Source organism: Paracoccus luteus, from assembly GCF_004522155.1.
Taxonomy (GTDB): Bacteria; Pseudomonadota; Alphaproteobacteria; order Rhodobacterales; family Rhodobacteraceae; genus Paracoccus; species Paracoccus luteus.
Window position 1 is genome coordinate 285,736 of the sequence record NZ_SDEA01000003.1, and the last position, 24,307, is coordinate 310,042.

The 24,307-nt window shown below is 68.9% G+C and carries 27 protein-coding genes; 14 read left to right on the forward strand and 13 right to left on the reverse strand.

Going from position 1 to position 24,307, the window contains the following annotated elements; genetic code table 11:
* Entirely contained in the window at positions 1-609 is a 609-nt protein-coding gene (locus EPA64_RS06310; RefSeq protein ID WP_134725378.1) for a helix-turn-helix domain-containing protein, read from the reverse strand.
* A 93-nt stretch (positions 610-702) separates the two neighbouring features.
* Here EPA64_RS06310 and EPA64_RS06315 point away from each other — a divergent pair, with 93 nt between their 5' ends.
* The 4 genes from EPA64_RS06315 to EPA64_RS06330 all read left to right on the forward strand — a co-directional run bounded on the left by EPA64_RS06315 (position 703) and on the right by EPA64_RS06330 (position 3,803).
* A complete protein-coding gene (locus EPA64_RS06315; protein ID WP_134725379.1) occupies positions 703-1,464 on the forward strand; it encodes an ABC transporter substrate-binding protein in 762 nt (253 codons plus the stop codon).
* Between the two features lie 64 nt (positions 1,465-1,528).
* Positions 1,529-2,179 carry an amino acid ABC transporter permease gene (locus tag EPA64_RS06320; RefSeq protein ID WP_134725380.1) on the forward strand — a complete coding sequence of 217 codons (651 nt, stop codon included), beginning with the start codon at positions 1,529-1,531 and terminating at the stop codon, positions 2,177-2,179.
* A complete protein-coding gene (locus EPA64_RS06325) occupies positions 2,176-2,910 on the forward strand; it encodes an amino acid ABC transporter ATP-binding protein (RefSeq protein WP_134725381.1) in 735 nt (244 codons plus the stop codon). The genes EPA64_RS06320 and EPA64_RS06325 overlap by 4 nt, the downstream gene beginning before the upstream one ends.
* A 2-nt stretch (positions 2,911-2,912) precedes the next feature.
* Complete coding sequence (locus tag EPA64_RS06330) at positions 2,913-3,803, forward strand: 2-hydroxyacid dehydrogenase (protein WP_134725382.1); 891 nt, start codon at positions 2,913-2,915, stop codon at positions 3,801-3,803.
* 388 nt (positions 3,804-4,191) lie between these two features.
* On the opposite strand, the gene EPA64_RS06335 is transcribed toward EPA64_RS06330, so the two are convergent.
* The 10 genes from EPA64_RS06335 to pobA are packed head-to-tail and all read right to left on the reverse strand — an operon-like array spanning position 4,192 to position 12,377.
* Positions 4,192-5,511: a TRAP transporter large permease gene (locus EPA64_RS06335; RefSeq protein WP_134725383.1), complete on the reverse strand. Its 1,320-nt coding sequence runs from the start codon at positions 5,509-5,511 to the stop codon at positions 4,192-4,194.
* Positions 5,508-6,029, reverse strand: coding sequence for a TRAP transporter small permease (locus EPA64_RS06340; RefSeq protein WP_134725384.1), 522 nt, complete (start codon positions 6,027-6,029; stop codon positions 5,508-5,510). Before EPA64_RS06340 ends, EPA64_RS06335 begins: the two co-directional genes overlap by 4 nt.
* A gap of 20 nt (positions 6,030-6,049) precedes the next feature.
* Positions 6,050-7,075 (reverse strand): TRAP transporter substrate-binding protein, encoded by a 1,026-nt coding sequence (locus tag EPA64_RS06345; protein WP_134725385.1) that lies wholly within the window; start codon positions 7,073-7,075, stop codon positions 6,050-6,052.
* Positions 7,072-8,397 carry a lyase family protein gene (locus EPA64_RS06350; RefSeq protein WP_246026651.1) on the reverse strand — a complete coding sequence of 442 codons (1,326 nt, stop codon included), beginning with the start codon at positions 8,395-8,397 and terminating at the stop codon, positions 7,072-7,074. The genes EPA64_RS06345 and EPA64_RS06350 overlap by 4 nt, the downstream gene beginning before the upstream one ends.
* The gene (locus tag EPA64_RS06355) at positions 8,397-9,236 is read right to left on the reverse strand and encodes a 3-oxoadipate:acetyl-CoA acetyltransferase (protein ID WP_134725387.1); all 840 of its coding nucleotides are present in this window, start codon (positions 9,234-9,236) and stop codon (positions 8,397-8,399) included. Before EPA64_RS06355 ends, EPA64_RS06350 begins: the two co-directional genes overlap by 1 nt.
* A 5-nt stretch (positions 9,237-9,241) precedes the next feature.
* Entirely contained in the window at positions 9,242-9,952 is a 711-nt protein-coding gene (locus EPA64_RS06360; RefSeq protein ID WP_134725388.1) for a protocatechuate 3,4-dioxygenase subunit alpha, read from the reverse strand.
* Entirely contained in the window at positions 9,952-10,674 is a 723-nt protein-coding gene (pcaH, locus tag EPA64_RS06365) for a protocatechuate 3,4-dioxygenase subunit beta (protein WP_134725389.1), read from the reverse strand. The genes EPA64_RS06360 and pcaH overlap by 1 nt, the downstream gene beginning before the upstream one ends.
* Positions 10,671-11,057 carry a 4-carboxymuconolactone decarboxylase gene (gene pcaC, locus EPA64_RS06370; protein ID WP_134725390.1) on the reverse strand — a complete coding sequence of 129 codons (387 nt, stop codon included), beginning with the start codon at positions 11,055-11,057 and terminating at the stop codon, positions 10,671-10,673. Before pcaC ends, pcaH begins: the two co-directional genes overlap by 4 nt.
* On the reverse strand, positions 11,050-11,208 hold the full coding sequence (locus tag EPA64_RS16255) for a hypothetical protein (RefSeq protein WP_167626599.1): 159 nt from the start codon (positions 11,206-11,208) through the stop codon (positions 11,050-11,052). Before EPA64_RS16255 ends, pcaC begins: the two co-directional genes overlap by 8 nt.
* On the reverse strand, positions 11,208-12,377 hold the full coding sequence (pobA, locus tag EPA64_RS06375; RefSeq protein WP_134725391.1) for a 4-hydroxybenzoate 3-monooxygenase: 1,170 nt from the start codon (positions 12,375-12,377) through the stop codon (positions 11,208-11,210). The genes EPA64_RS16255 and pobA overlap by 1 nt, the downstream gene beginning before the upstream one ends.
* Positions 12,378-12,465: 88 nt before the next feature.
* Here pobA and pcaQ point away from each other — a divergent pair, with 88 nt between their 5' ends.
* The 4 genes from pcaQ (at position 12,466) to EPA64_RS06395 (ending at position 16,668) form a co-directional block, all read left to right on the forward strand.
* On the forward strand, positions 12,466-13,452 hold the full coding sequence (gene pcaQ, locus EPA64_RS06380) for a pca operon transcription factor PcaQ (protein ID WP_167626600.1): 987 nt from the start codon (positions 12,466-12,468) through the stop codon (positions 13,450-13,452).
* Positions 13,453-13,539: 87 nt separating this feature from the next.
* Positions 13,540-14,016 (forward strand): MarR family winged helix-turn-helix transcriptional regulator, encoded by a 477-nt coding sequence (locus EPA64_RS06385; protein WP_134725392.1) that lies wholly within the window; start codon positions 13,540-13,542, stop codon positions 14,014-14,016.
* Positions 14,013-15,137, forward strand: coding sequence for an HlyD family secretion protein (locus tag EPA64_RS06390; protein WP_134725393.1), 1,125 nt, complete (start codon positions 14,013-14,015; stop codon positions 15,135-15,137). The genes EPA64_RS06385 and EPA64_RS06390 overlap by 4 nt, the downstream gene beginning before the upstream one ends.
* A gap of 10 nt (positions 15,138-15,147) precedes the next feature.
* The gene (locus EPA64_RS06395; RefSeq protein ID WP_134725395.1) at positions 15,148-16,668 is read left to right on the forward strand and encodes a DHA2 family efflux MFS transporter permease subunit; all 1,521 of its coding nucleotides are present in this window, start codon (positions 15,148-15,150) and stop codon (positions 16,666-16,668) included.
* A gap of 150 nt (positions 16,669-16,818) precedes the next feature.
* On the opposite strand, the gene EPA64_RS06400 is transcribed toward EPA64_RS06395, so the two are convergent.
* On the reverse strand, positions 16,819-17,745 hold the full coding sequence (locus tag EPA64_RS06400; protein ID WP_134725397.1) for a LysR family transcriptional regulator: 927 nt from the start codon (positions 17,743-17,745) through the stop codon (positions 16,819-16,821).
* A 125-nt stretch (positions 17,746-17,870) separates the two neighbouring features.
* On the opposite strand from EPA64_RS06400, the gene EPA64_RS06405 reads away from it, so the two are divergent.
* The 6 genes from EPA64_RS06405 to EPA64_RS06430 are packed head-to-tail and all read left to right on the forward strand — an operon-like array spanning position 17,871 to position 23,336.
* Positions 17,871-19,031 carry an ABC transporter substrate-binding protein gene (locus EPA64_RS06405; protein WP_134725398.1) on the forward strand — a complete coding sequence of 387 codons (1,161 nt, stop codon included), beginning with the start codon at positions 17,871-17,873 and terminating at the stop codon, positions 19,029-19,031.
* 55 nt (positions 19,032-19,086) lie between these two features.
* Entirely contained in the window at positions 19,087-20,001 is a 915-nt protein-coding gene (locus EPA64_RS06410) for a branched-chain amino acid ABC transporter permease (protein WP_134725399.1), read from the forward strand.
* Positions 20,002-20,004: 3 nt separating this feature from the next.
* On the forward strand, positions 20,005-21,030 hold the full coding sequence (locus EPA64_RS06415) for a branched-chain amino acid ABC transporter permease (RefSeq protein ID WP_134725401.1): 1,026 nt from the start codon (positions 20,005-20,007) through the stop codon (positions 21,028-21,030).
* Positions 21,030-21,785 (forward strand): ABC transporter ATP-binding protein, encoded by a 756-nt coding sequence (locus EPA64_RS06420; protein ID WP_134725403.1) that lies wholly within the window; start codon positions 21,030-21,032, stop codon positions 21,783-21,785. The genes EPA64_RS06415 and EPA64_RS06420 overlap by 1 nt, the downstream gene beginning before the upstream one ends.
* Entirely contained in the window at positions 21,785-22,486 is a 702-nt protein-coding gene (locus tag EPA64_RS06425) for an ABC transporter ATP-binding protein (protein ID WP_134725404.1), read from the forward strand. The genes EPA64_RS06420 and EPA64_RS06425 overlap by 1 nt, the downstream gene beginning before the upstream one ends.
* Positions 22,473-23,336, forward strand: a complete 864-nt coding sequence (locus EPA64_RS06430) for an alpha/beta hydrolase (protein ID WP_134725406.1) — start codon at positions 22,473-22,475, stop codon at positions 23,334-23,336. Before EPA64_RS06425 ends, EPA64_RS06430 begins: the two co-directional genes overlap by 14 nt.
* On the opposite strand, the gene EPA64_RS06435 is transcribed toward EPA64_RS06430, so the two are convergent.
* A complete protein-coding gene (locus EPA64_RS06435) occupies positions 23,308-24,258 on the reverse strand; it encodes a LysR substrate-binding domain-containing protein (RefSeq protein WP_134725408.1) in 951 nt (316 codons plus the stop codon). The genes EPA64_RS06430 and EPA64_RS06435 overlap by 29 nt on opposite strands.
* Between the last annotated feature and the right edge of the window lie 49 nt (positions 24,259-24,307).

Below are 24,307 nucleotides of genomic sequence, written 5' to 3' on the forward strand. Positions count from 1 at the left end.
TCAGTAGACGGCGGGTGTCACGATCCACAAGACTTCGGCGGCCTCGCTGCCCTCGCACCAGAACCGGATCATCCGCGTCGCCTCGAAGGCGAAGCTGTCCCCGGTGTTCAGGCGGCGGACCTCGCCGTCCACCTCAAGCATCAGCCGGCCCGACAGCACGGTGCCGCATTTCGAACCGGTCGGGTGGTTATAGGGCGTGTCGCCGGTCGAGCCGCCGGGCCGGATCACCAGCCGCATCATCTGGATGCCGGGGCAGCTGTCGGGCGTCATCAGCTCCTTGACCATGCCCTTGGCGCCAAGGTCCAGCACCCGCCGCTGATGCCGCCGCACCACAAGGTCGTCGGCCCCGCCCGCATCGGCCGTGTCGAACAGCCAGCCGACCGGCATTTCCAGCGCGCCGCAGATCGCCCCCAGCGACCGGACCGACGGCATGGTCAGCCCGCGTTCGACCTGGCTGACCAGCCCGATGGACACGTCGGCCCGGCGCGCGACCTCTTTCAGCGACAGGCCGCGGACCTTGCGCCGCAGCCGCAGCCGCGCGCCCAGGTCGTCGCGATCGGCGGCCTCGGCCGGCAGGTCGGGGGGGGAAAGGCTGGTGGTCGGGAACATGCGTTGACAACCCGGTGCTTGTTTCGTCAGACTGAAACAACCGGGACGAAGTTTCAATGGCGATTAATCCCGCCACCGCTTGGGAGGGTAGGAATGAACAAGATGACTCGGACGATGCGCGGTGCCGTGCTGGCGCTGGCGGCCAGCGTTGCCCTTTCGGGGCAAGCCCTGGCGCAGGACAGTTTCAAGGTCGGCTCGACGCCATCGGGGGTGCCGTTCACCTTCCTGGACGTCAAGACCAACCAGATCGACGGGGTGATGGTCGACATCATCAACGCCATCGGCGAGCAGGAAGGCTTTACCCCCGTCGTCGAGGCGACGCAGTGGAGCGCGCTGATCCCGTCGCTGACCTCGGGCAAGATCGACGTGATCGCCGCCGCCATGTATGCGACCGAGGAACGCGCCAAGGTCGTCGCCTTCACCGACCCGGTCTATTCCTATGGCGAGGGGCTGTTCGTCGCCAAGGACGACACCACCGCCTATGCCTCGCTGGACGATCTGGAAGGCAAGGTCGTCGGCGCGCAGGTCGGCACCGCCTATGTCGGGCCGCTGCAGGCCAGCGGCAAGCTGCGCGAGGTCAGGGTCTATGACACCATCGCCGACATCATGCGCGACGTGTCGCTGGGCCGGATCGACGCGGGCTTCGGCGACCGCCCCATCGTCGCCTATCAGCTGACGCAGGGCGCGGCCGACGTGCGGCTGGTGCCGGAATACAAAAGCACCATCGTCGGCAACGTCGCCATCGCCGTGCGCCAGAACGAACCCGAGCTGCTGGCGCGGATGAACGCGGGCATCGCCAAGATCAAGGAAAGCGGCAAGCTGGACGAGATCATCGCCGAATGGGGCATCGAATAACACCCGCCGGGGCGGCGGATCGTCGCCGCCCCGCCTGACCGCGCACTGAACGGGACATTCGCCGATGGGATTCTGGGAACGCGCCGCCGATTATCTGCCGCTGCTGTTGCAGGGGGTGTGGCTGACGCTGGTCGTCACCTTCTTCTCGGTCATCCTCAGCACGGCCCTGGGGTTCGTCTGGGCGGTCATGGCCTGGACCCGCAACCCGGTGCTGGTCGCGATCAGCCGCGGGTTCGTCACGATCATCCGCGGCATCCCGATCATCGTGCAGCTGTTCTACATCTATTTCGTCATGCCCGAGATCGGGATCAACCTGACCGCCATGCAGGCCGGGATCATCGGGCTGGGCATCGCCTATTCGGCCTATCAGGCGGAAAACTTCCGCGCCGGGATCGAGGCCATCGACAAGGGCCAGATCGAGGCCGCCCATTCGATCGGCATGACCGACGCGCTGGTCATGCGGCGCGTGATCCTGCCGCAGGCCATCCGCATCGTGCTGCCGCCCTTCGGCAACACGATCATCATGATCCTCAAGGATTCGTCGCTGGTCTCGACCATCACGGTCGCCGAACTGACGCGGCAGGGGCAGCTGATCGCGGCCTCGACCTTCGACAACATGACGGTCTTCACGCTGGTGGCGGTGATCTATCTCGCGCTCAGCCTGCCGCTGACCTTCCTCACCCGGCACCTTGAGAAAAGGTATTCGCAGGCATGATCCAGGTCCAGGACATCCACAAATCCTTCGGCACGCTGGAGGTCATCAAGGGCGTCTCGTTCGAGGTGCAGAAGGGCGAGGTGGTCTGCATCATCGGCCCGTCCGGCTCGGGCAAATCCACCATCCTGCGCTGCATCAACGGGCTGGAAACCTATCAGCGCGGCGCGATCCTGATCGAGGGCGCCAGGGTCGATCCCGCCGACCGTTCCATCACCGACATCCGCACGCAGGTGTCGATGGTGTTCCAGCGGTTCAACCTGTTCCCGCACCGGACCGCGCTGGAAAACGTCATGGAGGGGCCGGTCTTCGTCAAGAAGACCCCCCGCGCGCAGGCGCGCGACGAGGCCGCGGCCCTGCTGGACAAGGTGGGGCTGGGGACCAAGCTGGACGTCTATCCGGGCAAGCTGTCGGGCGGCCAGCAGCAGCGCGTGGCCATCGCCCGCGCGCTGGCGATGCGGCCCCGCGCGATCCTGTTCGACGAGCCGACCTCGGCGCTGGACCCCGAGCTGGTGGGCGAGGTGCTGGCCGTGATGCGCGACGTCGCCGCCGAAGGCATGACGATGGTCGTCGTGACGCACGAGATGGAGTTCGCCCGCGCCGTCGCCGACCGCGTCCTGTTCCTGGAAGGCGGCGCCATCGTGGAACAAGGGCCGCCGCAAGAGGTGCTGCGCAACCCCCGGCATCCCCGGACCCAGGACTTCCTGCACCGCGTCATCCACCCGATGGAGTGAGCATGGGCAAGCTTGTCTATCTGGATGCGACGCCGCACAGCGTCCGGCTGCTGCAGGATCTGGGTCGCCCCGCCGGAATGGTCGTCCATGAGGGCGACCCCGATCCGGCCAGGCTGCGCGAACTGATCGCGGATGCCGGAATCGTCTGGAACGGGCACACCTACATGACCGCGGGCGATCTGGACGCCGCGCCCCTGTTGCGGCGGATCATCTTTCTGGGCACCGGCGCGTCATCCTATATCGACATGGCGGCGGCGGACGCGCGCGGCGTCGCGGTCGAGACGATCCGCGGCTATGGCGACCAGGCCGTCGGCCAGCACGCCATCGCGCTGGCGCTGGGCGCGCTGCGCCAGATCGCGTCGATGGACCGCAGCATCCGGGCGGGGCACTGGGAACCGCTGGCCGGGCGCGAGTTCCAGGAGCTGACCTTCGGCGTCGTCGGCATGGGCGGGATCGGCCGCGCCACCGCCGGGCTGGCCGCAGCCCTGGGGTTCCGGGTGATCGGCTGGAACCGCTCGCCCCTTGGCGATGCGCCGTGTCCGTTGGTGCCGTTCGATGAACTGCTGGAAGCCGCCGATGTGGTCAGCCTGCATCTGGCGTTGTCGCCGGAAACCGCCGGGCTGATCGACGCCGCCGCGCTGGGGCGGATGCGGCGGGACGCCGTGATCGTCAACACGGCCCGCGCCGGGGTCATCGACACGCGGGCGCTGGTCGCGGCGCTGGCGGACGGCCGCATCGGCCACGCCGCGCTGGACGTCTTTGACGAGGAACCGCTGCCGCAAGGCGACCGGCTGCTGTCCCTGCCCAATGCCACCCTGACCGCGCATGCCGGGTTCAAGACCGACGCCGCGCTGCGCCGCCTGCTGGCCGAGGCGCTTGCACGGGTGCGCTAAGCGCCGCCCGACGGGGGTCCGGGCGGCGGAGTCCGGGCCGTGGTCCCACCGCGCCCCCGTCATCCGCGCTCGCGTCCCCGTCCGCATCATCGGTTGAACGCCGGGAAACGTCAGGGCGAGGTCCGGGCCGCGGTCCCCCCCATCTCCGTCCTCCGCCCGAATCCGCACCATCCGTTGCACAGCGGAACGCAAACCCGGAGCATCGGCCTCAGCGTCCCTTCTGGCGACCAGCGTCGGCACACCGGGCCAGGTGGACGCGGACGCCGGCCCGGCGCCGCCGTTCCGTGCGGCAGGCGACGGCAGAGCGCCGCCCTCCGCTGCCACCCACACGACAAGGCCGCCGCACTCTCGCGGGTGCGGCGGCCTTCGTCGTTCGATCCGCGTCCCGTCAGCCAAACGCCCGGACCAGCCACAGCGTCACCGCCGGAAAGGCGACAAGCAGCACGATCCGCAGCAGGTCCGAGATCAGAAACGGCATGACCCCCTTGAAGCTTTCCCACATCGGCACGTCGCGGGCCATGCCGTTGATGACAAAGACGTTCATGCCCACCGGCGGGGTGATCAGCCCGACCTCGACCACGACCACGGCAAGGATGCCGAACCAGATCAGCGTGTCCTCGCGGCTCATGCCGAAATCCAGACCGGCGATGATCGGGTAAAAGATCGGGATCGTCAGCAGCAGCATGGACATCGAATCCATGACGCACCCCATCGCCAGATACAGCAGCAGGATCGCCGCCAGCACCATCATCGGCGACAGCCCGGCCTCGACGATCATCTGCGACGCCAGCATCGGCGTCTGCGTCGCCGACAGGAAGGCGTTGAACATCTCGGCCCCCAGCATGATCAGGAAGATCATGGCCGAGGTCTTGGCCGTCCCCAGCAGGCAATCCACCAGCCCCTGCAGCCGCAGCCCGCCGTGCAGGACGGCCAGCACGAAGGTGCCGAAGGCGCCGACGGCCGCGCCCTCGGTCGGCGTGAACCAGCCGCGATACATGCCGACGATGACCACGCCGAAGATCAGGATGATCGACCAGGTCTCCTTGATCGCGGCGATCCGCTCGGCCCGGGTGGCGGCGGGCCCGGCCGGCCCCGCCTCGGGGCGCAGCCGCACATAGACCGCGACCGCCAGCATATAGCCCAGGGCGGCGATGATGCCGGGGATCATGGCGGCGACGAACATCTTGGCGATGCTCTGTTCCGTCATCAGCGCGTAAAGCACCAGGATGACCGATGGCGGGATCAGGATGCCCAGCGTGCCCCCGGCCGCCAGCGACCCCGTCGCCAGCGCGCCCGAGTAGTTGTAGCGCCGCATTTCCGGCAGGGCGACCTGCCCCATCGTCGCCGCCGTCGCCAGCGACGACCCGCAGATCGCCCCGAAAGCCGCGCAGCCCCCGATGGACGCCATCGCCAGCCCGCCGCGCAGATGGCCCATGAACGCCGCCGCCGCGCGATACAGCGCCCGGCTCATCCCGGCATGGGTGGCGAACTCGCCCATCAGCACGAACAGCGGGATCACCGACAGCGAATAGGTCGAGAACTGATAGTAGGTGTTGGTCTTCAGGAAGGCCATCAGCGGCATCCAGCCGCTGACCAGCCCGTATCCCGCGATGCCGGTCGCCAGCATGGCGACGGCGATGGGGATGCGGATCGCCATCAGTGCCAGCAGCACCGCGAAACCCGTCAGCCCGGCGGCAATCCCGGTCATGCGCGCGCCTTTCTCAGATGCCCCCGCAGGGTGTAAAACGTGGTCACGACCAGCAGCGCCATCGCCGGCATGATGATGACAAAGCTCCACCAGGTCGGGATGCGCAGCACCATCGAGCTTTCGCCATAGCTGCGGAACTCGGCCGCGCCATGCCACAGCCGCCAGGTCAGCAGCACCGCGACCGCCAGATAGACCAGGTCGCCCACGGCCTCGAGCAGGTGGTTCGTGCGCGGCCCCGATTTCATGGTGAAGAAATCCACCAGAACGTTGCCGCCCACGACCTGGCACCAGGGCAGAAAGCAGAAGACGGTGATGGCCGACAGGATCTCGACCATCTCGAAATCGCCGGGGATCGGCGCGCCCATGACGGTGCGCAGCGTGACGCTGGCCACCGTCATGAACATCATCGCCAGCAACGCCGCCCCGCCGACGGCCGCGAACCCCCGGCACAGCGTGACCAGCCACCCCGGCACCGGAACCGGCAGCGGATGTTCGGTCAGCAGATCGGCCCCGGCCATCGCCCCCGCCTCGCGCCCGGTCACTGCGCGCCGGCGGCGGCCAGCATGGCGCGCGCGTCGTCCAGCATCGCCTGCCCGTCCAGGCCCTTGTCGTTCATCGCCTTGACCCAGGCATCGACGACCGGCTGCACGCGCGTGCGCCATTCACCGACCTGATCGGCCGGGATCACGTTGATCTGCGCCCCGGCATCAAGGAACTTCTGCCGCTCGGTGCCCTCGACGCGGTCGAACGCCTCGCCCGCCATCGCGGCAAGCGTGGCCCCGCTGTTGTCGTCGATGACCTTTTTCAGGTCGTCGGGCAGGGCGTCGTATTTGGCGCGGTTCATCACCAGCGCCATGACGGCGGTGGACATGCCGCCATTCTCGACCCCGATCTCGGTGTGGGCGTTGGTGATTTCCTCGACGCGCAGGGAACCCACGACCTCCCACGGGATCTGCGCGCCGTCGATGACGCCGGTGGTCAGCGCCTGCGCCACCTCGGGCACCGGCATGCCCACCGCCGTCGCGCCCAGCGCGTTCAGCGCGTCGGTCATGGCGCGGGACGGGGCGCGGATCTTCTTGCCCCCCAGATCCTCAAGCGAGGTGATCGGGCCGGTGCGCATGTGGAACTTGTAGCCGGCGGGCGCGTGCAGCATCAGCGGTTTGACCTGCGCCATCTCGTCGGCCAGATACTTGCCCTGAAAGTCCTGCAGGGCGGCGGTGGTCTGGGCGGCCGTGCCCGACATGAACGGCAGCTCGAACACCTCGGCCACCGGGAACCGGCCGGGCGTATAGCCGAGCAGCGTCCACGAGATGTCCACGATCCCGTCGCGGGCCTGGTCGAACAGCTGCGGCGGCTTGCCGCCAAGCTGCATCGACGGGAAGATCTGCACGTCGATGCGGCCGCCCGACTGCTCTTCGACGGCCTTTTCCCAAGGGATCAGCACCTCGGTCTGGATCGGCGCGTCGGCCGACAGGAAGTGGTGGACGCGCAGCGTCACATCGGCGGCAAAGGCCGCGCCCGACAGCATCAGCGTGGCGAGGGCCGACAGTGCGAAAGTCTTCATGGTGTATCCTCCCGTTTGGATTTCAGTGTTCCGTGGGCGCGGGCCTGTTCGGGCGCGGCGCCGGTCAGTTTGCCGGGGGCCAGCGCCCCGTGCCAGTCGCGGTCCGGCCGCAGCCTTGCCAGCGCATCGGCCAGCGTGGGGGCCGCGTCCGCCCGCACCAGCGCCAGCGCCTCGGCCACAACGCGCAGCGCCGCCGGCCGGGGCATCGTTTCGGCCAGCAGAAAGCCCGCCGCCTCGGCCCCCATCCGGCCCCGGTCGGCGGCAAAGGTCGCGTCGATGCGGCGGGGCTGCGGGGCAAGGCTTTCGGCCAGCCCGCTCGCGATCCGCAGCGCAGCGGCGGTCCGTTCCAGCATGGCGGGCAGAATGTTCCATTCCAGCCCCAGCGCGATGCCGTCGCGTTCCTGGGCGTGGATCAGCGCCTGATGCATCCCGGCCAGATCGCCCGCGTTCAGCCGGGCGAGTGTGACCAGCGCCTCGGCCGCGACAGGGTTGGCCTTTTGCGGCATGGTCGATGACCCGCCGGCGGCACCGGCCGAAACCTCGGCGATTTCGGTCTGGCCCAACTGGACCAGATCAAGACCCATCTTCCCCGCAGCGCCGCTGACCAGCGACAGCCAGCCCGCCAGTTCCGCCATGCCGTCGCGGGCCGCATGCCACGGGCCGTCGGGCTGGCCCAACCCCAGCGTCCCGGCCATCGCCGCGCCAAGGGCCGGGCCGTGACCCGCGAAGGCCGCCTCGGTCCCCGCCGCGCCGTGCAGCGACACCAGCAGCACGCGCGGGCGCAGCTGGTCCAGCCGTTCGCGGTTGCGGTCCAGCATCCCGCGCCAGACGGCGATCTTTGCCCCCAGCGTGGTGGGCGCGGCGATCTGGTGGCGGGTGCGCGCCGGGATCGGCAGATCGGCATGGTCGGCGGCCTTGCGGCCCAGCGCGTCGTCCAGCGCCGACAGCCGCGCGGCCAGCAGGTCCAGCGCCTGCGCCAGTTGCAGCGCCAGCCCCGTGTCCACGATGTCCTGCGAGGTGGCGCCGTAATGGGCAAAGCCGCCGGCGTCGCCCGCCGCCGCCTTCAGCGCCGCGATGACGGGCTGCGCGGTGATGCCCGCCGTGGCCACCTCCCCCGCCAGCGCCGCCGGATCGAGGTCGAGGGTATCGGCGGCGGCGGAAATGGCGGTCGCGGCATCGGCCGGGATCACGCCCAGACCGGCCTGCGCGCGGGCCAGCGCCACCTCGGCCCGCAGCATGGCGGCGATGGCGGCGCGGTCCGACAGGATCGCCGCCATCCCGTCGTCGCCGTAAAGCCGCCCGAGGATGCCGCCTGCCTGCATCACGCCGGCATCCGCAGCCCGAGGATCTGGCGCGCCTGCCGCCAGTCCGCCACCGGACGCTCATGCTTCGCGCACAGCTCGACTGCGCGGCTCACCAGCGCCGCGTTCGACGGCGCCAGCGTGTCCCGGTCCAGCCGCACGTTATCCTCCAGCCCCGTGCGGGCGTGGCCGCCCGACGAGATCGCCCATTCGTTCAGCACGATCTGGTTCGGCCCGATCCCGGCGGCGCACCAGGGCGCGTCGTCCCCGAACAGCCGCCGGACGGTGTGGATGTAATAGTCGAACACATCCCGGTCGGCGGGCATCGCGTTCTTCACGCCCATCACGAACTGGACGTAGGGGGTGCCCGCAAGCCGCCCGTCGTCGGCCATCTTCTTCGCCTGCAGGATATGGGACAGGTCGAAGGCCTCGATCTCGGGCTTGACGCCATGCTCGCGCATCTCTGACGCCAGCCAGTCCACCAGATCGGGCGGGTTCTCATAGACGCGGGTCGGAAAGTTGTTGGACCCGACCGACAGCGACGCCATGTCGGGGCGCAGGGGCAGCATGCCGCCGCGCGCCTGTCCGGCGCCCGACCGCCCGCCGGTCGAAAGCTGCACGATCATGCCGGGGCAGTGCTTTTCCAGCCCTTCCTTCAGCGCGGCAAAGCGGTCGGGATCGGACGAGGGTTTCCCCTCGCCGTCGCGGACGTGGCAGTGGGCGATGGTGGCGCCCGCCTCGAACGCCTCATGCGTCGATTCGACCTGTTCGGCGACGGTGATCGGAACGGCGGGGTTGTCGGCCTTGGTCGGCAGGCTGCCGGTGATGGCGACGCAGATGATGCAGGGTTGTGCGGTCATGGCGCTCAGATGTCGAAAAAGACGGTTTCGTCTTCACCCTGAAGACGGATTTCGAACCGATAGACCGGCTTGCCGTCGCGTTCGCTGCGGCTGGCGATCAGCGTGGCGCGGCGGCGTTCCCATTCGATCAGGTTCAGCACCGGGTCGGCGGCGTTGGCCTGCGCCTCATCCTCGAAATACATGCGGGTGTTCAGGCCGATGTTGATGCCGCGGGCGACGATCCACAGGTTCAGGTGCGGCGCCATCGGCGCATGCGCCTCGTCCTCGCGGCCCAGCCAGTCGGGGTGGGTTTCCCTGACCCGCTGGTGGACGCCCGACTGCATCTTGCGCCGCGCGTTCACCGGGCCGGGCTTGACGGTATCGAAGCCCCATTCCCCGGTCTCGAAATCGGTGATGACGCGGCCCCAGCCGCGAAAGCCGTCCTCGACCGGGCGGGCGGCGTCGGGGCGGGCATAGAGGCCGTCGGCATTGGCCTGCCAGATTTCGATCAGCACGTCCTTGACCGGGCTGCCGGTGCCGTCGATCACCACGCCCTCGACGCGGATGCGCTCTCCCTTCGCATTCGGCCCGGCGATGTCCCAGCCGAGTTCGCGGTCGAAGATCGTGAAGCCCGCCGCGCCGGGGGCCAGCCCGATGTGGACATACGGCCCGGCCGTCTGCGACGAGGTTTCCTTCAGATACTGCGGGGCATTCGCCCGTGCATCGACGTTGCTCATCAGTTCCCCTCCAGCCGGTTCTCGAACAGCGTCGAGCGGCGGCCGCGCAGCACGATGTCAAAGCGATAGGCGATGCTGTCCAGCGGCACCGTGGCGTTCATGTCCAGCTTGGCGGTCAGCCGGTCGATGGCATCGGGGTCCGGGACGGTGTGGACGATGGGGCAGATCGGGATCAGGGGGTCGCCCTCGAAGTAAAGCTGGGTGATGAGCCGCTGGCAGAAGGCATGGCCGAAAACCGACACGTGGATATGCGCGGGCCGCCAGTTGTTGACCCAGTTCCGCCACGGATAGGCGCCCGGCTTGACCGTGCGGAAGAAATAATGCCCGTCCTCGTCCGTCAGCGTCCGCCCGCAGCCGCCGAAGTTCGGGTCGATGGGCGCCAGATAGCTGTCCTTCTTGTGGCGATAGCGGCCGCCCGCGTTCGCCTGCCACACCTCGACCAGCGTGTTCGGCACCGGTCGCGCGTTCTCGTCCAGCACCCGGCCGTGGACGATGATGCGTTCGCCCACCGGATCGCCGTCCCGCGCATAGTTCTTGATCAGGTCGTTGTCGATCGGGCTGATGTCGCCGTGGCCAAAGGTCGGCCCGGTCGTTTCCGACGCCGACCCCTGCAGGCTGATCAGGCTGAACCGCGGGCTGCGCGCGACCGAGGTCTTGTAGTCCGGGGTCAGCGCGGGCGGGTGGATGCGCCGGTCGCGCTGGTAATATTCGGCGGGGATCATCGGCTCTCCTCCTCGTGCATCTCGGCATAGGTCTGCTTGGCGATCTTCAGGGCGTGGTTCGCCTTGGGAACGCCGCAATAGATGGCGACATGCTGGAACGCCTCAAGCACGTCGCGGGGACTTGCGCCGGTGCGGGCGGTGGCGCGGATGTGCATGGGGATTTCCTCCCAGTTGCCCATCGCCGCCAGCAGCGCCAGCGTCAGCATGGATCGTTCGCGCCGGCTGATCCCGTCCGAGGCCCAGACCGTGCCCCAGGCGGCGTGGGTGATCAGATCCTGGAACGGCCGGTCGAACTCGGTGGCCTGCGCGTCGGCGCGGTCGACATGGGCGTCGCCCAGAACGCTGCGGCGCACCTGCATCCCGGTGTCGAAACGGTCAGGCATGGCCGGTCTCCTTCATCGAACGGTCGGGGGTGACGGCATCATGGCCGGGCGTTGCCGCGCAGGGCCGCTGCCACGCCCGCAGGGACGGGTTCGTGAACGCCACCGTGGGCGCCACGCGCAGGTCCGCCCGGTCTGCCCTGGTCGCGCGCATCAGTAAGGCAGCCCCACATAGTTTTCGGCAAAGGCGCGCTGCTGCGCCTCGTTGTCGCGCAAAAACGAGATGTCGGCCTGCTGCATCTTCAAATCAAAGGGCGACATGTGCGGATAGCGGTGCAGCAAGCCGCTGAACCACCAGCTGAACCGTTCCGCCTTCCAGATGCGCAGCAGCGCCTTTTCGGAATAGCGGTCGATGCCCTCGCTGTCGTTGTCCCGGTAATACCGCACCAGCCCCTGATACAGATACTGCACGTCGCTGGCGGCGGTGTTCAGCCCCTTGGCGCCGGTCGGCGGCACGATATGGGCGGCGTCGCCGCACAGGAACAGCCGGCCCCAGCGCATCGGCTCGGTCACGAAGGACCGCAGCGGCGCGATGGATTTCTCGATCGACGGGCCGGTGACAAGACGGTCGGCCACATCGCCCGGCAGGCGGCGGCGCAGTTCGTCCCAGAATGCCGTGTCGGTCCAGTCGCTGGTGTGATCCGACAGCGCGCACTGGATGTAATAGCGCGACAGATTGGCGTTGCGCATCGAACACAGCGCGAAACCGCGGCCCGAGTTGGCGTAGATCAGCTCGTCGTCCACCGGCGGGGTTTCCGACAGGATGCCCAGCCAGCCGAAGGGATAGGTCTTTTCGTATTCGCGGCGCACGTCCAGCGGGATGGTCTGGCGGCTGACGCCGTGAAAGCCGTCGCAGCCCGCGACGAAATCGCAGTCGATGCGGTGGCTTTGCCCGGCGCGGGCATAGGTCACATGCGGCCGGTCGGTGTCCGCGTCGTGGATCACCACGTCATCGACCTCGAAGATGGTGCGGGCGCCCGCCGCCGCGCGCGCGTCGTAAAGGTCGCGCGTCACCTCGGTCTGGCCATAGACCACCACCGGCGTCCCGGTCAGCGCCTTGAAGTCGATGTGGAACGTGCCGCCGTCCCAGGCGATGCGGGTGCCGTCGTGGACGAACCCCTCGCGGTGCAGGCGGTCGGCGACGCCCGCCTCCTCCATCAGATGGACGAGGCCGGTTTCCAGCACGCCCGCCCGGATGCGGCCCAGCACATAGTCGCGCGTCTTGCGTTCCAGCACCACCGCCTCGATCCCGTGGCGGTGCAGAAGCTGGCCCAGCAGCAGGCCCGACGGCCCGCCGCCGATGATGGCGACCTGTGTGCGCATGACGGCAATCCTCCCGCGTTTGATCTTGACCTGAACCGCGCCCCGGACAAAATGAGAAATCATGGGCAACGATTACCGGAATTGGTAAGTGCTGGACCGCAGGATCCGCCTCAGGCACGTCCAGTCCTTTGTCGAGATCGTCCGCCAGGGCAGCCTCAAGCGGGCGGCCGAGGTGCTGTATCTGACCCAGCCCGCCATTTCCCGCACGATGGCCGAACTGGAAGAGATCGTGGGCGCGCGCCTGCTGAACCGCAGCGGGCGCGGCGTGTCGCTGACGCCGCAGGGCGAGTTCTTCCACGGCCATGCGCTGAACGGACTGGCCGCGCTGTCGCACGGGCTGGCCGGGCTGTCGGCGCAGGGCGGCACGGCCGAGATGTCGATGCGCGTCGGCGCACTGCCGTCGGTCGCGGCGCGGCTGATGCCCGATGTCGTGGCCGAGCTGCAGCGCGCCGCGCCCCATCTGCGGCTGAGCATCGCGGACGGCGGGCACGGGCATCTGACGGCGCTGCTGCGCTCGGGCGATCTGGATGTGGTGATCGGCCGGCTGGGCGCGCCCGAGACGATGCAGGGGCTGAGCTTTACCCAGCTGTATCTCGAGGATGTGGCCGTCGTCGTCCGGCCCGGCCACCCGATCCTGGACGACCCCGACCTGCGCCGGATCGCCGACTTTCCGGTCATCTATCCGACCGAGGCGGCGGCGATCCATCCGTTCGTCGAACGGTTGCTGATCGCCCACGGCCTGCGCCGCCCGCCCCGCCGGATCGAGACGGTGTCGGGCGCGTTCGGGCGCGTCTATACAAGGCAGAGCGACGCGGTCTGGTTCATCTCGACCGGCGTCGTGGCGCGCGAGATCGCCGACGGGCGGCTGATCCGCCTGCCGTTCGGCACCTCGCTGACCGAGGGGCCGGTCGGGCTGATGACCCGCGCCAGCCTGCCCGAAACCAACGCCCAGCTTTTGTTCCGGCAGGCGGCGATGCGGGTCATCGGGGACGGCGCCGCCCCGCAGCCGCTTGCGGACGGCCACGCGGCGGGCAGCGGCCTTGCCGCTGCGGGGGGACCGGACGGTTCCCGCTGAAGGGGCGATACCGGCTGACCCGAGGGAGTTGCGGGCCTCTCCGCAACGCTCTTGAACAGTAAGCCATGCTTACCATATGCCTGCCTCATGGAATCGGTCGCGGTGAACAACCTGGGGCTTTTGCTGCATGACGCGGCCCGGCTTTTGCGCCGGAGGTTCGAGGCCCGCAGCAAGGATCTGGGGCTTCCCTCGGCGCAGTGGCGGCTGCTGATCCGGCTTGTCCGCGAAGGCAAGGCGCCGCAGGTCCGGCTGGCCGAACTGCTCGAGATCGAGCCGATCAGCGTTTCGCGCCTTGTCGACCGGATGGTCGAGGGCGGCTGGGTGACGCGCGAGAAAGACCCTTTGGACCGGCGCGTCAATCTGGTCGTTCCGACCCGCAAGGCGACCCGCGCCTTCGAGGAGCTGCGCGGCACGGCCGAAATCGTCTTCGACGAGGCGCTGGCCGGCGTTTCGCCCACCGACCGCCAAGTGCTGATCGCGGCGCTGTCCACCATCGTTTCCAACCTGTCCGGTCCGCCCCAGTCCCAGGACTGCGCGGCCCCAGCCTGCGAGACCGCCCCATGACCGCCCCCACCCGGACCATCGCCCCGACCCCGACCCCGACGGATGCCCCTGCCCCGCCGGTCACGCCGACGCCTGACCCGGCCAGGCCCCGGCGGAAGGGCCGGCGCATCCTGCTGATGCTTGCCGTTCCCGTCCTGCTTCTGGCCGGGGGCGGCTGGGTCTGGCTGTCGGGCGGGCGCTATGAGGCGACCGAGAACGCCTATCTGCATGTGGCGACGGTTGCCATCGCCAGCGACATCTCGGGCCGGGTGGTCCAATCGAACGTGGCCGACAATCAGGTGGTGCGCGAAGGCGACGTCCTGTTCAGCCTTGACCCCGAGCCTGCGCGGCTGGCGGTGTCCGAGGCCGACGCGGCGCTGGCCGGCGCCCGGCTGGGGGTCGAGCAGATGAAGGCCGCCTGGCGCCAATCCCTCGCGCAGGAAGAGGTGGCGCGCAGCGACGTGGCCTTTCGCCAGACCGAGCTTGACCGGCAGGCGGCGCTGGCCGAACGCGGCGTCGCCACCACGGCAACCCTGGACGAAGCCAAGCACGCCCTGCGCGCCGCGCAAGAGCAGCTGACCACGCTGCAGCGGGCGACGGCCAGCGCGCTGGCCGCGCTGGGCGGCGATGCGGATGCGCCGACCGACAGCCATCCTTCCGTGCAGGCGGCGCTGGCCGCGCGGGACAAGGCGGCCTACACCCTCGGGCTGGCCACGGTCCGCGCGCCCGCCGACGGCGTGATCTACAAGGCGGCGTCGTTCCGGCCGGGCCAGTTCGTCGGCGCGGGCGCGCCCTTGTTCTCGCTGGTCGAGACCGGCGACCTGTGGATCGACGCCAACTTCAAGGAAACCCAGCTTGCCCATATCGCCCCTGGCCAGCGGGCCGAGGTCGAGTTCGACATGGCGCCGGGCCAAAGCTTTGCCGCGACGGTCGAGGCGGTGGGCGCGGGCACGGGGGCCGAGTTCTCGCTGCTGCCCGCGCAGAACGCGACCGGCAACTGGGTCAAGGTGACCCAGCGCGTCCCCGTCCGCCTGCGCCTTGAGGCAGCCGAGGCCGCGCCGCTGGTTTCGGGGGTCAGCGCCTCGGTCACGGTGGACACCGGCGTCACGCGCAGCCTGCCCCACATGCCGTTCGGCGGCTAAGGCGCGGCCGATGAGCGCCCCCCTTGCGCCCGAGGCCGTGCCGCATCGCGGGCTGATCACCCTGTCGGTGATGCTGGCCACGATCATGCAGGTGCTGGACACCACCATCGCCAACGTGGCGCTGCCCTCGATGACGGGCGATCTTGGCGCCTCGCGCGACACGATCAACTGGGTGCTGACGTCCTATATCGTGGCGGCGGCGATCATGACGCCGATGACCGGCTGGCTGTCCGACCGTTTCGGCCGCAAGCAGCTGTTCATCACCTCGGTCGTGGGCTTCGTGGTGGCGTCGATGGCCTGCGGCATGGCGTGGAGCCTGACCTCGATGGTCGGCTTCCGCATCCTGCAGGGGCTGTTCGGGGCGGCCATCGTGCCGCTGTCGCAGACCTTTCTGCTGGACATCAACCCCAGGGAACGCCACGGACAGGCGATGGCCATGTGGGGCGCGGGCATCATGGTCGGCCCGATCATCGGCCCCACGCTGGGCGGCTGGCTGACCGAAAGCCTTGACTGGCGCTGGGTCTTCTTCATCAACCTGCCGGTCGGCATCCTCGCGCTGCTGGGCTGCCTGGCGTTCCTGCCGAAAACCCCGATGCGGCCGCGCCGCTTCGACTTCTTCGGCTTTGCCATGCTGACCATCGCCATCGGCGCGCTGCAGCTGATGCTGGACCGGGGCGCCGAGGTCGAATGGTTCGCCGCCGCCGAGATCTGGGTCTATGGCTTTCTGACGGTCACGGGCTTCTGGGTCTTTGGCGTCCATCTGGCGACCGCGCGCGAGCCTTTCATCGACCCCCGCATCTTTGCCGACCGCAACTTCCTGACCGGCCTCGTCTTCATCTTCGTGATCGGGGTCATCCTGCTGGCCAGCCTTGCGCTGCTGCCGCCGATGCTGTCGGGGATCTATGGCTATCCCACGATCACCACCGGGCTGGTGATGGCGCCGCGCGGCGTGGGCACGATGCTGTCGATGATCCTGGTCGGGCGGCTGGTGCGCATCGTCGATGCGCGGCTGCTGGTGGTCGCGGGGCTGGGGCTGACGATCCTGTCGCTGGACATGATGACCGGCTTTACCCCGCAGATGGACAGCGGGCCGATCATCCATTCGGGGGTGATACAGGGCATGGGGCTGGGTCTTGTCTTCGTGCCGCTGTCCACCGTGGCCTTTGCGACGCTGGATGCGCGGTTCCGCGCCGATGCGACCAGCCTGTTCAGCCTGGTGCGCAACATCGGCTCGTCCATCGGCATTTCGGTCGTGACCGTGATGCTGACCCGCAACATGCAGATCAACCACGCCGAACTGGGCGCGGCGGCCAGCCCCTTCAACCCGGCGCTGCACGCGCTGTCGCCGGCGGCCGCGCAGGGCGACGTGGGGGCGCTGGCGCAGGTGGACGCGCTGGTGAACCAGCAGGCGCTGATGATTTCCTATATCGACGATTTCAAGCTGATGATGATCGTGACGATCTGCGCCGTTCCGCTGGCCCTGCTGCTGCGCCGCCCGCAAGCGGCGGCCGCGCCCGTTCACATGGAATAGGACGGCGCGGCCGCCGCCTTTCAGCGCCCCGTCGCCCGCTGCCGGGCAGCGCCGGCCATTGCCCGCCGGGTTGGGCACGCGGAAGGGCGCAGCCGGCCCGGCCGGGCATGTTCCCGATTTCAGGGCATGGTGATCGCGGCCCTGATGCCCCTACTCGCACTGATCCTGTGAAGGGCGCTCGTGGATCGTGCGCCGGATGATGTCGGCAAATGTCTGCACCGCTGGCGGCATCCGCCGGCCCGAGACATGCAGCAGCGAGATGTTGCGCACGATCACCGGGGCCAGCAGCCGGACGCCGACCAGCGGCCCGTGGCCGATCAGCGCGCGGGCATAGGCCGGCAACACCGCCACCCCCACGTTCTGGGCGACCATCCCCAGGACGGTCGAAATCTGGTTCACCTGGAAGGCAGGCTGCAACGGATGACCAGCCTGGGCAAAGCCGCGTTCCACCATCGTGCGCAGGCCCGAATCCTGCCCAAGGGTGATCTGGGGAAGCGTGACGATATCGGCCCATCCCAGTTCGCGATGGGCGGCCGCGGGGTGGTCGCGGTGGCAGAACAGCATCGCCTCGTCACGCATGATGACCGTCGATGACAGGTCGGGCAGGTCGTCGGGAAAGGTGCCGATGCCAAAGCTGGCGTGGCCGGAACGGACCGTCTCGATGATGTCCGCGGTCCCCGCGTCGCTGATTTCCAGCTGCACCCCCGGCGCGGCGACCGCGAACTCGCGGATCACCCGCGGCAGCACGGCCGAGGCGAGCAGCGGCGGCGCGGCGACCCGGACCACGCCGCTCTGCCAGACCCGAAAGCCGTTCATGTCCTCGCGAAGCGCGGCGGCGGCGGCAAGGCACGGGGCCGCGCGGTCAAGAAACAGCTGCCCTGCCTCGGTCAGCTCGACCCGGCGGGTGGTGCGGTGGAACAGCTCAAGCTGCAGCGCCGCCTCCATCTTGCGGACCAAGGCGGACAGCGACGGCTGGCTGACCCCCAGGCGTTCGGCCGCAACCGAGAAGCTGTGGCTGACGGCGATGGCCCGAAAGACCTCCATCTGCCGCAGGGTCGGGAACGCCGTGTCATTCATAGGCCGAGATTATGAATTGATGCGCGTCTGTCCACTATATTTCGCCCCCGTCCGGTGGCAGCGTTGGCGCGATTCAAGAACAGGCGCCATCGCCAAGGCGGCGCCGCAACAGGAGGTTCGGAACGATGCGTCTGTTCAACACCACGGCGATGGCGCTGGCCCTTGCCATTCCCGCGGGCGCGGCCTCGGCGGCCGACGTCAAGATCGGCATGATCACCACGCTCAGCGGTCCGGCGGGCTATCTGGGCGCCGACATCCGCGACGGCTTCGAGCTGGCGATGAAGGACGGCACGCTGGGCGGGATTCCCGTCGAACTGGAGGTCCAGGACGACAAGCTGGACCCGGGCCAGGGCCGCCAGATCGCCGACCGCATGCTGAACGACGAAGAAATCAAGCTGCTGACCGGCATCGTGTTCTCGAACGTCGCGGGCGCGGTCGTGCCGGAAATCACCGGCTCGGACGCGATCTATATCAGCGCCAACGCCGGCCCCTCGACGCTTGCCGGCAAGGGCTGCAGCGAGAACTATTTCGTCGCCAGCTGGCAGAACGACACCCTGCACGAGATGCCGGGCCTGCTGGCGCAGAACCAAGGCTACAAGACCGCATTCCTCGCGGCCAACAACTATCAGGCCGGCAAGGACGGGCTGACCGGCTTCAAGCGCGAGTTCAAGGGCGAGATCCTGGGCGAGGTCTACACGCCCCTCGGCCAAACGGATTTCTCGGCCGTGATCGCGCAAATCCGCGCGGCGAACCCCGAGGTCGTCTATCAGTTCCATCCCGGCGAGGCGGGCATCGCCTTTATCAAGCAATACAACCAGGCCGGGCTGACCAGCATCCCGATGGTCCTGCCCGAACCCGCGTCCGACGCGGTCATCCTGAAGGCGCTGGGCGATCAGGCGGTCGGCACCAAGGTCGCGCTGCACTGGGCCGAGAACCTCGACAACCCCGCCAACAAGGCGATGGTCGCCGCCTGGAAAGAGAAATATCCCGAACGCCCGCTGACCTCTTACGCCGTGCAGGGCTATCAGACGGCGCTGATCATGGCCGAAGGCCTGAAGGCGACGGGCGGCGATGTGTCCGACATCGATGCCCTGCGCGAAGGCATCCGCAACGCCAGGATCGAAAGCCCCTCGGGCAACTTTGCCTGGGGTCCGAACCAGCACCCGGTTCAGGACTGGTATGCCGCCGAGGTCGTCAAGGGCGCGGACGGCGTGCCGGTCGTTGCGGCAGGCGACAAGATTGCTGAGGCCCGCGGGGACGTCCACGCCGCCGAGTGCAGCATGTGATCACAACCGGCCGGATGCGCCGCGCTGGCCCATCCGGCATCGAAAGGACCACCCGATGACCCTGCTCTTCGAGCAGATGCTGAACGGCGTCCAGTATGGCTTCATGCTGTTCCTGCTGGCCGCCGGCCTGACCCTGATCTTCGGGATCATGGGCATCATCAACCTGGCGCACGGCGCGTTCTATATGGCGGGCGCGTTCATCGGGACGTGGGTCGCGGGCGTCACCGGCTCGTTCTGGATCGGCCTTCCGGCCGGGCTGGCGGGAAGCGCCGTGATCGGCCTGCTGGTCGAGTTCCTGGTCATCCGGCGGCTGTATGCCCGCGACCACCTGGAACAGGTGCTTGCCACATTCGCGCTGGTGCTGATCTTCAACCAGCTGGCCACGATCGTCTTTGGCCGCCAGCCCCTGATGGCCGCGCCGCCCCAGCTGCTTTCCGCGTCGGTCGAGCTGCTGCCCGGGCTGATCTATCCCGTCTATCGCTTGGCGATCATCGGCGTGGGGATTGCTGTCGCGGCCGGCCTTTACCTGCTGATCAACCGCAGCCGGATCGGGATGCTGATCCGCGCGGGGGAAGCTGACCGCGAAATGGTGCGCGCCTTGGGCATCCGCATCAAGCTGATCTATACGCTTGTCTTCGGGCTGGGGGCCGTGCTGGCGGGACTGGCGGGCTATCTTGCCGGACCGATCTATTCGGTTCAGGCCGGCATGGGCGACCGCATCATCCTGCCCACCTTCGTGGTGGTGGTGGTCGGCGGCGTCGGCTCGATCCGGGGCGCGTTCGTCGCCGCGCTGGTGCTGGGCGTGCTTGACACGCTGCTGCGCGCCTATGCGCCGGGGATGCTGCGCGGGATCATGGAATCCTCGGCCGCCGACACGCTGGGTGCCGGCCTCGCCTCGATGGGGATCTACCTGATGATGGCGCTGGTCCTGATGGCGCGCCCGCAGGGTTTCTTCCCGGCGAAAGGATAGGAAATGACCGATCTTGCCCATCCCTCGCCCGCGGACGAGGCCCGCCAGGGCCTGCGGCTGCCGACGGTCGTGTTCGGCGCGGTTCTGCTGGCGGGGCTGATCGCCCTGCCCTTCGCGGCCGACGCGGTCGGGATGAACTCGCTGATCAGCCTTGGTTCGCGCGTCCTCATCTATGCGATCGCGGTCGCCAGCCTGAATATCGCGCTGGGGTTCGGCGGCCTTGTCAGCTTTGGCCACGCCGCCTTTTTCGGCATCGGCGCCTATGTCGTGGCGATGCTGTCGAACCACGCCGACTGGGGCACCCCGTTCCTGGGGTTCATCCCCGGCACCAACAGCCTGATCCTGTGCCTGCTGGCGGCGATGCTGTCCGCGGGCGTTGCGGCGGCCATCATCGGGGCGCTGTCGCTGCGCACCGGGGGCATCCAGTTCATCATGATCACCCTGGCCTTCGGGCAGATGGTCTATTTCTTCTTCACCTCGCTTTCGGCCTATGGCGGCGACGACGGGCTGATGATGTCGGGCGCCAACGCGTTCTTTGGCCTGAACCTGCGCAACCGGACCAATTTCTACTATCTCTGCCTGACGATCTCGGTCGCGGGGTTCTGGCTTTACTGGATGTTCATGCGCTCGTCCTTCGCGGCGGTGCTGGACGGGGTGCGCCAAAGCCCGGACCGCATGGCGGCGCTGGGGCTTGCCCCGACGCGCCACCGGCTTGTGGCGTTCATCCTGTCGGGGATCGGAACGGGGCTTGCAGGCGGGCTTCTGGCCAATCTGCTGCGCTTTGCCAGCCCCGATACGCTGAACTGGAACACGTCGGGCCTGCTGATGATCATGCTGATCCTGGGCGGCGTCGGCACGCTGTGGGGGCCGTTCCTGGGTGCGCTGGTGATCCTGGTGCTGGAAGACGTGTTCGGCGCCTGGACCGAGAACTGGCCGCTGGTTCTGGGCATCGTGCTGCTGCTGGTGGTCCTGAACACGCATGGCGGGCTGGTCGCGCTGATCCGCCGCCTGACGGGGGGGCGGCTGTGATGGCGGGCGATGCAATCCTGACCGTGCGCGGGCTGGTCAAGCGTTTCGCGGGCTTGCTGGCCACCGACAACGTTGACCTGGACCTGCGCGCGGGCGAGATCCACGCTCTGATCGGCCCGAACGGCGCAGGAAAATCGACGCTGATCGCCCAGATTTGCGGCACGCTGCGACCTGACGCCGGGTCCGTGCGGCTGCGCGGCGAATCCATCGACGCGATGGATGCGGCGGCGCGCGCGGCGCGGGGGATCGGGCGCACGTTCCAGATCGTGCGGCTGATCGACGACGCGACCGTGACGCAGAACCTGCTGGTCGCGCTGCATGTCCGCAATGGGCGCATCTGGCAGATATTCGACGGGCCGGGATCGCGCGCGGACCTGTCGCGCGAGGCGGCCGAGCGGCTGGCCGCCGCCAGGCTGGACGGCATCGCCAAGGCACGGGTCGCGGACCTGTCGCACGGCTATCGCAAGCAGCTGGAACTGGTCATCGCGCGCGCCATGAAGCCGGCCGTCCTGTTGCTGGACGAACCGATGGCGGGTCTGGGCCAGGCGGAAAGCACCGAGATGATCCGCACCCTGTCGGCGCTGCGGGCCGAGGTTCCGATGCTGCTGGTCGAACACGACATGGACGCCGTGTTCAACCTGGCCGACCGGATCAGCGTGCTGGTCTATGGCCGCGTGATCGCGACCGGCACCGTCGCGGAAATCCGCGACAACCCCGAGGTGCGCCGCGCCTATCTGGGCGAGGAGGACATCTGATGCTGAGGATCGAGCGACTGCAGGCGGGCTATGGCACGACCCCGGTGCTGTTCGACATCAACCTTGCCCTTGAGGAGGGGCAGGTGGTGACGCTGATGGGCCGCAACGGGATGGGCAAGACGACGACCATCCGCACCGTCATGGGACAGCTTCGCGCGCGCGCCGGCCGGACGACCTTTGCCGGCAGCGACATCACCGCCTGCGCGCCCGAGCAGGTCGCGCGCCGGGGGGTGGGGCTGGTCCCCGAGGGACGCCGCATCTTCCCGACGCTTACCGTGCGCGAGAACCTCATCGCGACCGCCGCGAACCGGCTTGGCGCGCCCCGGCCCTGGACGTTGTCGCGCGTGACCGAGCTGTTCCCGCGCCTGGGCGAACGGCACGGGCAGATGGCGGGGACGCTGTCGGGGGGCGAACAGCAGATGCTGGCGATCGGCCGCGCGCTGATGACCAATCCGCGGCTTTTGATCCTGGACGAGGCGACCGAGGGGCTGGCGCCGGTGATCCGAACCGAGATCTGGGCCTGCCTGAACCTGCTCAAGTCGGAACGGCAGTCGATCCTGATCGTGGACAAGAACATCCGCGAGCTGAAGCGGCTGGCCGACCGGCATGTCATCATCGAGAAGGGGCGGACCGTGTGGCAGGGCAACTCGGCGGACCTGGACCGCGACGCCGGGCAGGTGCAGCGTTATGTCGGCCTTTGACGCGGATCTGGGCCGCGCCGCGCTGGACGCCGACTATGGCGCGCAGGCGACCGTCGGGCCGGCGCGCTTTGCCGCCATCATGGCCGATTATCGCGCCGCGACCGATGCGGCGCTGGCGCGGCTGGCGCCTGCCGAACACGTCCATGACCCCCAAAGCGGCGAGCGGCTGGACCTGTGGGGCGCGGACCCCGAGGGCGCCCCCCGCCCGGCCGTGATGTTCATCCACGGCGGCTATTGGCGGATGCTGGCGCGCGGGGATTCGGGCTTCATGGCGCCGATGCTGGCGGAACGCGGCATCGCGACCGTGGTGCCGGACTATTCCCTGTCCCCGGCCGTGACCCTGGCCGAGATCGTGCGTCAGGTCCGGGCCAGCTTTGCCTGGCTGTGGACCAACGCGCCGCGGCTGAACATCGATCGCAAACGGATCGTCGTCACCGGCAACTCGGCCGGCGGGCATCTGGTGGGCATGCTGATGGCGGATGGCTGGCGGACGCAGGCCGGCCTGCCAAGGGATGCCATCGCGGGCGCCATGCCGATCAGCGGGCTTTATGACCTCGGGCCGCTCTCCCGGTGCTTTCCGCAGGACTGGCTGTCGCTGTCGCAAGGCGACGTCGCGGCGCTCAGCCCGCTGGCCAACCTGCCCGCGCGCCCGCCAAAGACCATCGTCGTGCGCGCGGGGTTCGAGCCGGCGGGCTTTGTGCGCCAGTCCGATGCCTTCGCCGCCGCCCTGGGCCAGACGGTCCGTGTCATCGAGGGCCGCAACCATTTCGACGTGATCCTGGATCTTGCCGATGCGGAAAGCGAGATGGCGCGGCTTCTGCTCAGCCTGGTGGGCCCGGGTCGTGGCTGAGCGCCCCCTTGCGCAGCGCATCCGCCAGCGCCTGCGCCGCCGGGGACAGGGGCGCATCGGCGCGCCACCACAGACCCAGGGGCCGCTGGGTCGCGGGCAATGCGACGGGCAGCAGGGCGACCTGCCCGCGCCGCGCCTCGATCGCCGCCAGTTGCTGCGGCCAGGCCGTGATATAGTCCCCGGCCAGCAGCAATGCGCGGTTGGACAGGAAGGACAGCGATTCGACGCGGGGCACGGGCGGGTCCAGCCCCGCGTCGTGGAAGGCTGCGTCGATCTGTCGGCGCATGGTGGTGTCCGGGGGCGGCAGGATCCATTGTCGGTCGCGCAAGGCGCCAAGCGTCAGCGCCGCCGCGCCGCCGCCCGCCCCGGCCAGCGGATGATCGGCCCGCACCACCAGTTGCGCCTGGTCCGCGGCCAGCACGGTTTCGGCCAGATCGGCGGGCCGACGCCGGGGCGGAAGCCGTCCGACGACCAGATCGAGATCGCCCCGGCGCAGCAGGCCGGTCAGCCGTTCGTGCTGCCCTTCGGTGATCGTCACGCGCAGCCCCGGCCGCTCCGCCAGCAGGCGCGCGATCGCGTCGGGCACCAGCCCGCCCGCCGCCGACGGCAGCGTGCCGACCGCGACCGTGCCGCCGGTGCCGCTTTTAAGGTCCGCCAGCTCGCGCCCGGCGCGGCGCATCCGGGCGATCACGTCACGCGCATGCCGGACGAGCAGCGCGCCATAGGGCGTGGGAACCGCGCCCCGGCCGGTGCGGGCGAACAGCGGCACGCCTGCGGCAGCCTCGGCGTCCTGCAGCGCCTTTGTCACCGCGGATTGCGTCATGTTCAGGCTGACAGCCGCCGCCGCAAGGCTGCCGTCCCGTTCGACGGCATCGATCAGGCGCAGATGGCGCAGGGAAAGCCGCGCTTCGGGATGATGCATGGGGTCAGCCGTCCGCCGCAGGTATGACGTTTGTTCAATACCCAATTCC

What these genes read in the sequence shown, in the direction of transcription:
- EPA64_RS06310 (WP_134725378.1), bottom strand. Translation starts at nt 609, where the DNA reads ATGTTCCCGACCACCAGCCTTTCCCCCCCCGACCTGCCGGCCGAGGCC.
- EPA64_RS06315 (WP_134725379.1), top strand. Translation starts at nt 703, where the DNA reads ATGAACAAGATGACTCGGACGATGCGCGGTGCCGTGCTGGCGCTGGCG.
- EPA64_RS06320 (WP_134725380.1), top strand. Translation starts at nt 1,529, where the DNA reads ATGGGATTCTGGGAACGCGCCGCCGATTATCTGCCGCTGCTGTTGCAG.
- EPA64_RS06325 (WP_134725381.1), top strand. Translation starts at nt 2,176, where the DNA reads ATGATCCAGGTCCAGGACATCCACAAATCCTTCGGCACGCTGGAGGTC.
- EPA64_RS06330 (WP_134725382.1), top strand. Translation starts at nt 2,913, where the DNA reads ATGGGCAAGCTTGTCTATCTGGATGCGACGCCGCACAGCGTCCGGCTG.
- EPA64_RS06335 (WP_134725383.1), bottom strand. Translation starts at nt 5,511, where the DNA reads ATGACCGGGATTGCCGCCGGGCTGACGGGTTTCGCGGTGCTGCTGGCA.
- EPA64_RS06340 (WP_134725384.1), bottom strand. Translation starts at nt 6,029, where the DNA reads ATGGCCGGGGCCGATCTGCTGACCGAACATCCGCTGCCGGTTCCGGTG.
- EPA64_RS06345 (WP_134725385.1), bottom strand. Translation starts at nt 7,075, where the DNA reads ATGAAGACTTTCGCACTGTCGGCCCTCGCCACGCTGATGCTGTCGGGC.
- EPA64_RS06350 (WP_246026651.1), bottom strand. Translation starts at nt 8,397, where the DNA reads ATGCAGGCAGGCGGCATCCTCGGGCGGCTTTACGGCGACGACGGGATG.
- EPA64_RS06355 (WP_134725387.1), bottom strand. Translation starts at nt 9,236, where the DNA reads ATGACCGCACAACCCTGCATCATCTGCGTCGCCATCACCGGCAGCCTG.
- EPA64_RS06360 (WP_134725388.1), bottom strand. Translation starts at nt 9,952, where the DNA reads ATGAGCAACGTCGATGCACGGGCGAATGCCCCGCAGTATCTGAAGGAA.
- pcaH (WP_134725389.1), bottom strand. Translation starts at nt 10,674, where the DNA reads ATGATCCCCGCCGAATATTACCAGCGCGACCGGCGCATCCACCCGCCC.
- pcaC (WP_134725390.1), bottom strand. Translation starts at nt 11,057, where the DNA reads ATGCCTGACCGTTTCGACACCGGGATGCAGGTGCGCCGCAGCGTTCTG.
- EPA64_RS16255 (WP_167626599.1), bottom strand. Translation starts at nt 11,208, where the DNA reads ATGCGCGCGACCAGGGCAGACCGGGCGGACCTGCGCGTGGCGCCCACG.
- pobA (WP_134725391.1), bottom strand. Translation starts at nt 12,377, where the DNA reads ATGCGCACACAGGTCGCCATCATCGGCGGCGGGCCGTCGGGCCTGCTG.
- EPA64_RS06385 (WP_134725392.1), top strand. Translation starts at nt 13,540, where the DNA reads ATGGAATCGGTCGCGGTGAACAACCTGGGGCTTTTGCTGCATGACGCG.
- EPA64_RS06390 (WP_134725393.1), top strand. Translation starts at nt 14,013, where the DNA reads ATGACCGCCCCCACCCGGACCATCGCCCCGACCCCGACCCCGACGGAT.
- EPA64_RS06395 (WP_134725395.1), top strand. Translation starts at nt 15,148, where the DNA reads ATGAGCGCCCCCCTTGCGCCCGAGGCCGTGCCGCATCGCGGGCTGATC.
- EPA64_RS06400 (WP_134725397.1), bottom strand. Translation starts at nt 17,745, where the DNA reads ATGAATGACACGGCGTTCCCGACCCTGCGGCAGATGGAGGTCTTTCGG.
- EPA64_RS06405 (WP_134725398.1), top strand. Translation starts at nt 17,871, where the DNA reads ATGCGTCTGTTCAACACCACGGCGATGGCGCTGGCCCTTGCCATTCCC.
- EPA64_RS06410 (WP_134725399.1), top strand. Translation starts at nt 19,087, where the DNA reads ATGACCCTGCTCTTCGAGCAGATGCTGAACGGCGTCCAGTATGGCTTC.
- EPA64_RS06415 (WP_134725401.1), top strand. Translation starts at nt 20,005, where the DNA reads ATGACCGATCTTGCCCATCCCTCGCCCGCGGACGAGGCCCGCCAGGGC.
- EPA64_RS06420 (WP_134725403.1), top strand. Translation starts at nt 21,030, where the DNA reads ATGGCGGGCGATGCAATCCTGACCGTGCGCGGGCTGGTCAAGCGTTTC.
- EPA64_RS06425 (WP_134725404.1), top strand. Translation starts at nt 21,785, where the DNA reads ATGCTGAGGATCGAGCGACTGCAGGCGGGCTATGGCACGACCCCGGTG.
- EPA64_RS06430 (WP_134725406.1), top strand. Translation starts at nt 22,473, where the DNA reads ATGTCGGCCTTTGACGCGGATCTGGGCCGCGCCGCGCTGGACGCCGAC.
- EPA64_RS06435 (WP_134725408.1), bottom strand. Translation starts at nt 24,258, where the DNA reads ATGCATCATCCCGAAGCGCGGCTTTCCCTGCGCCATCTGCGCCTGATC.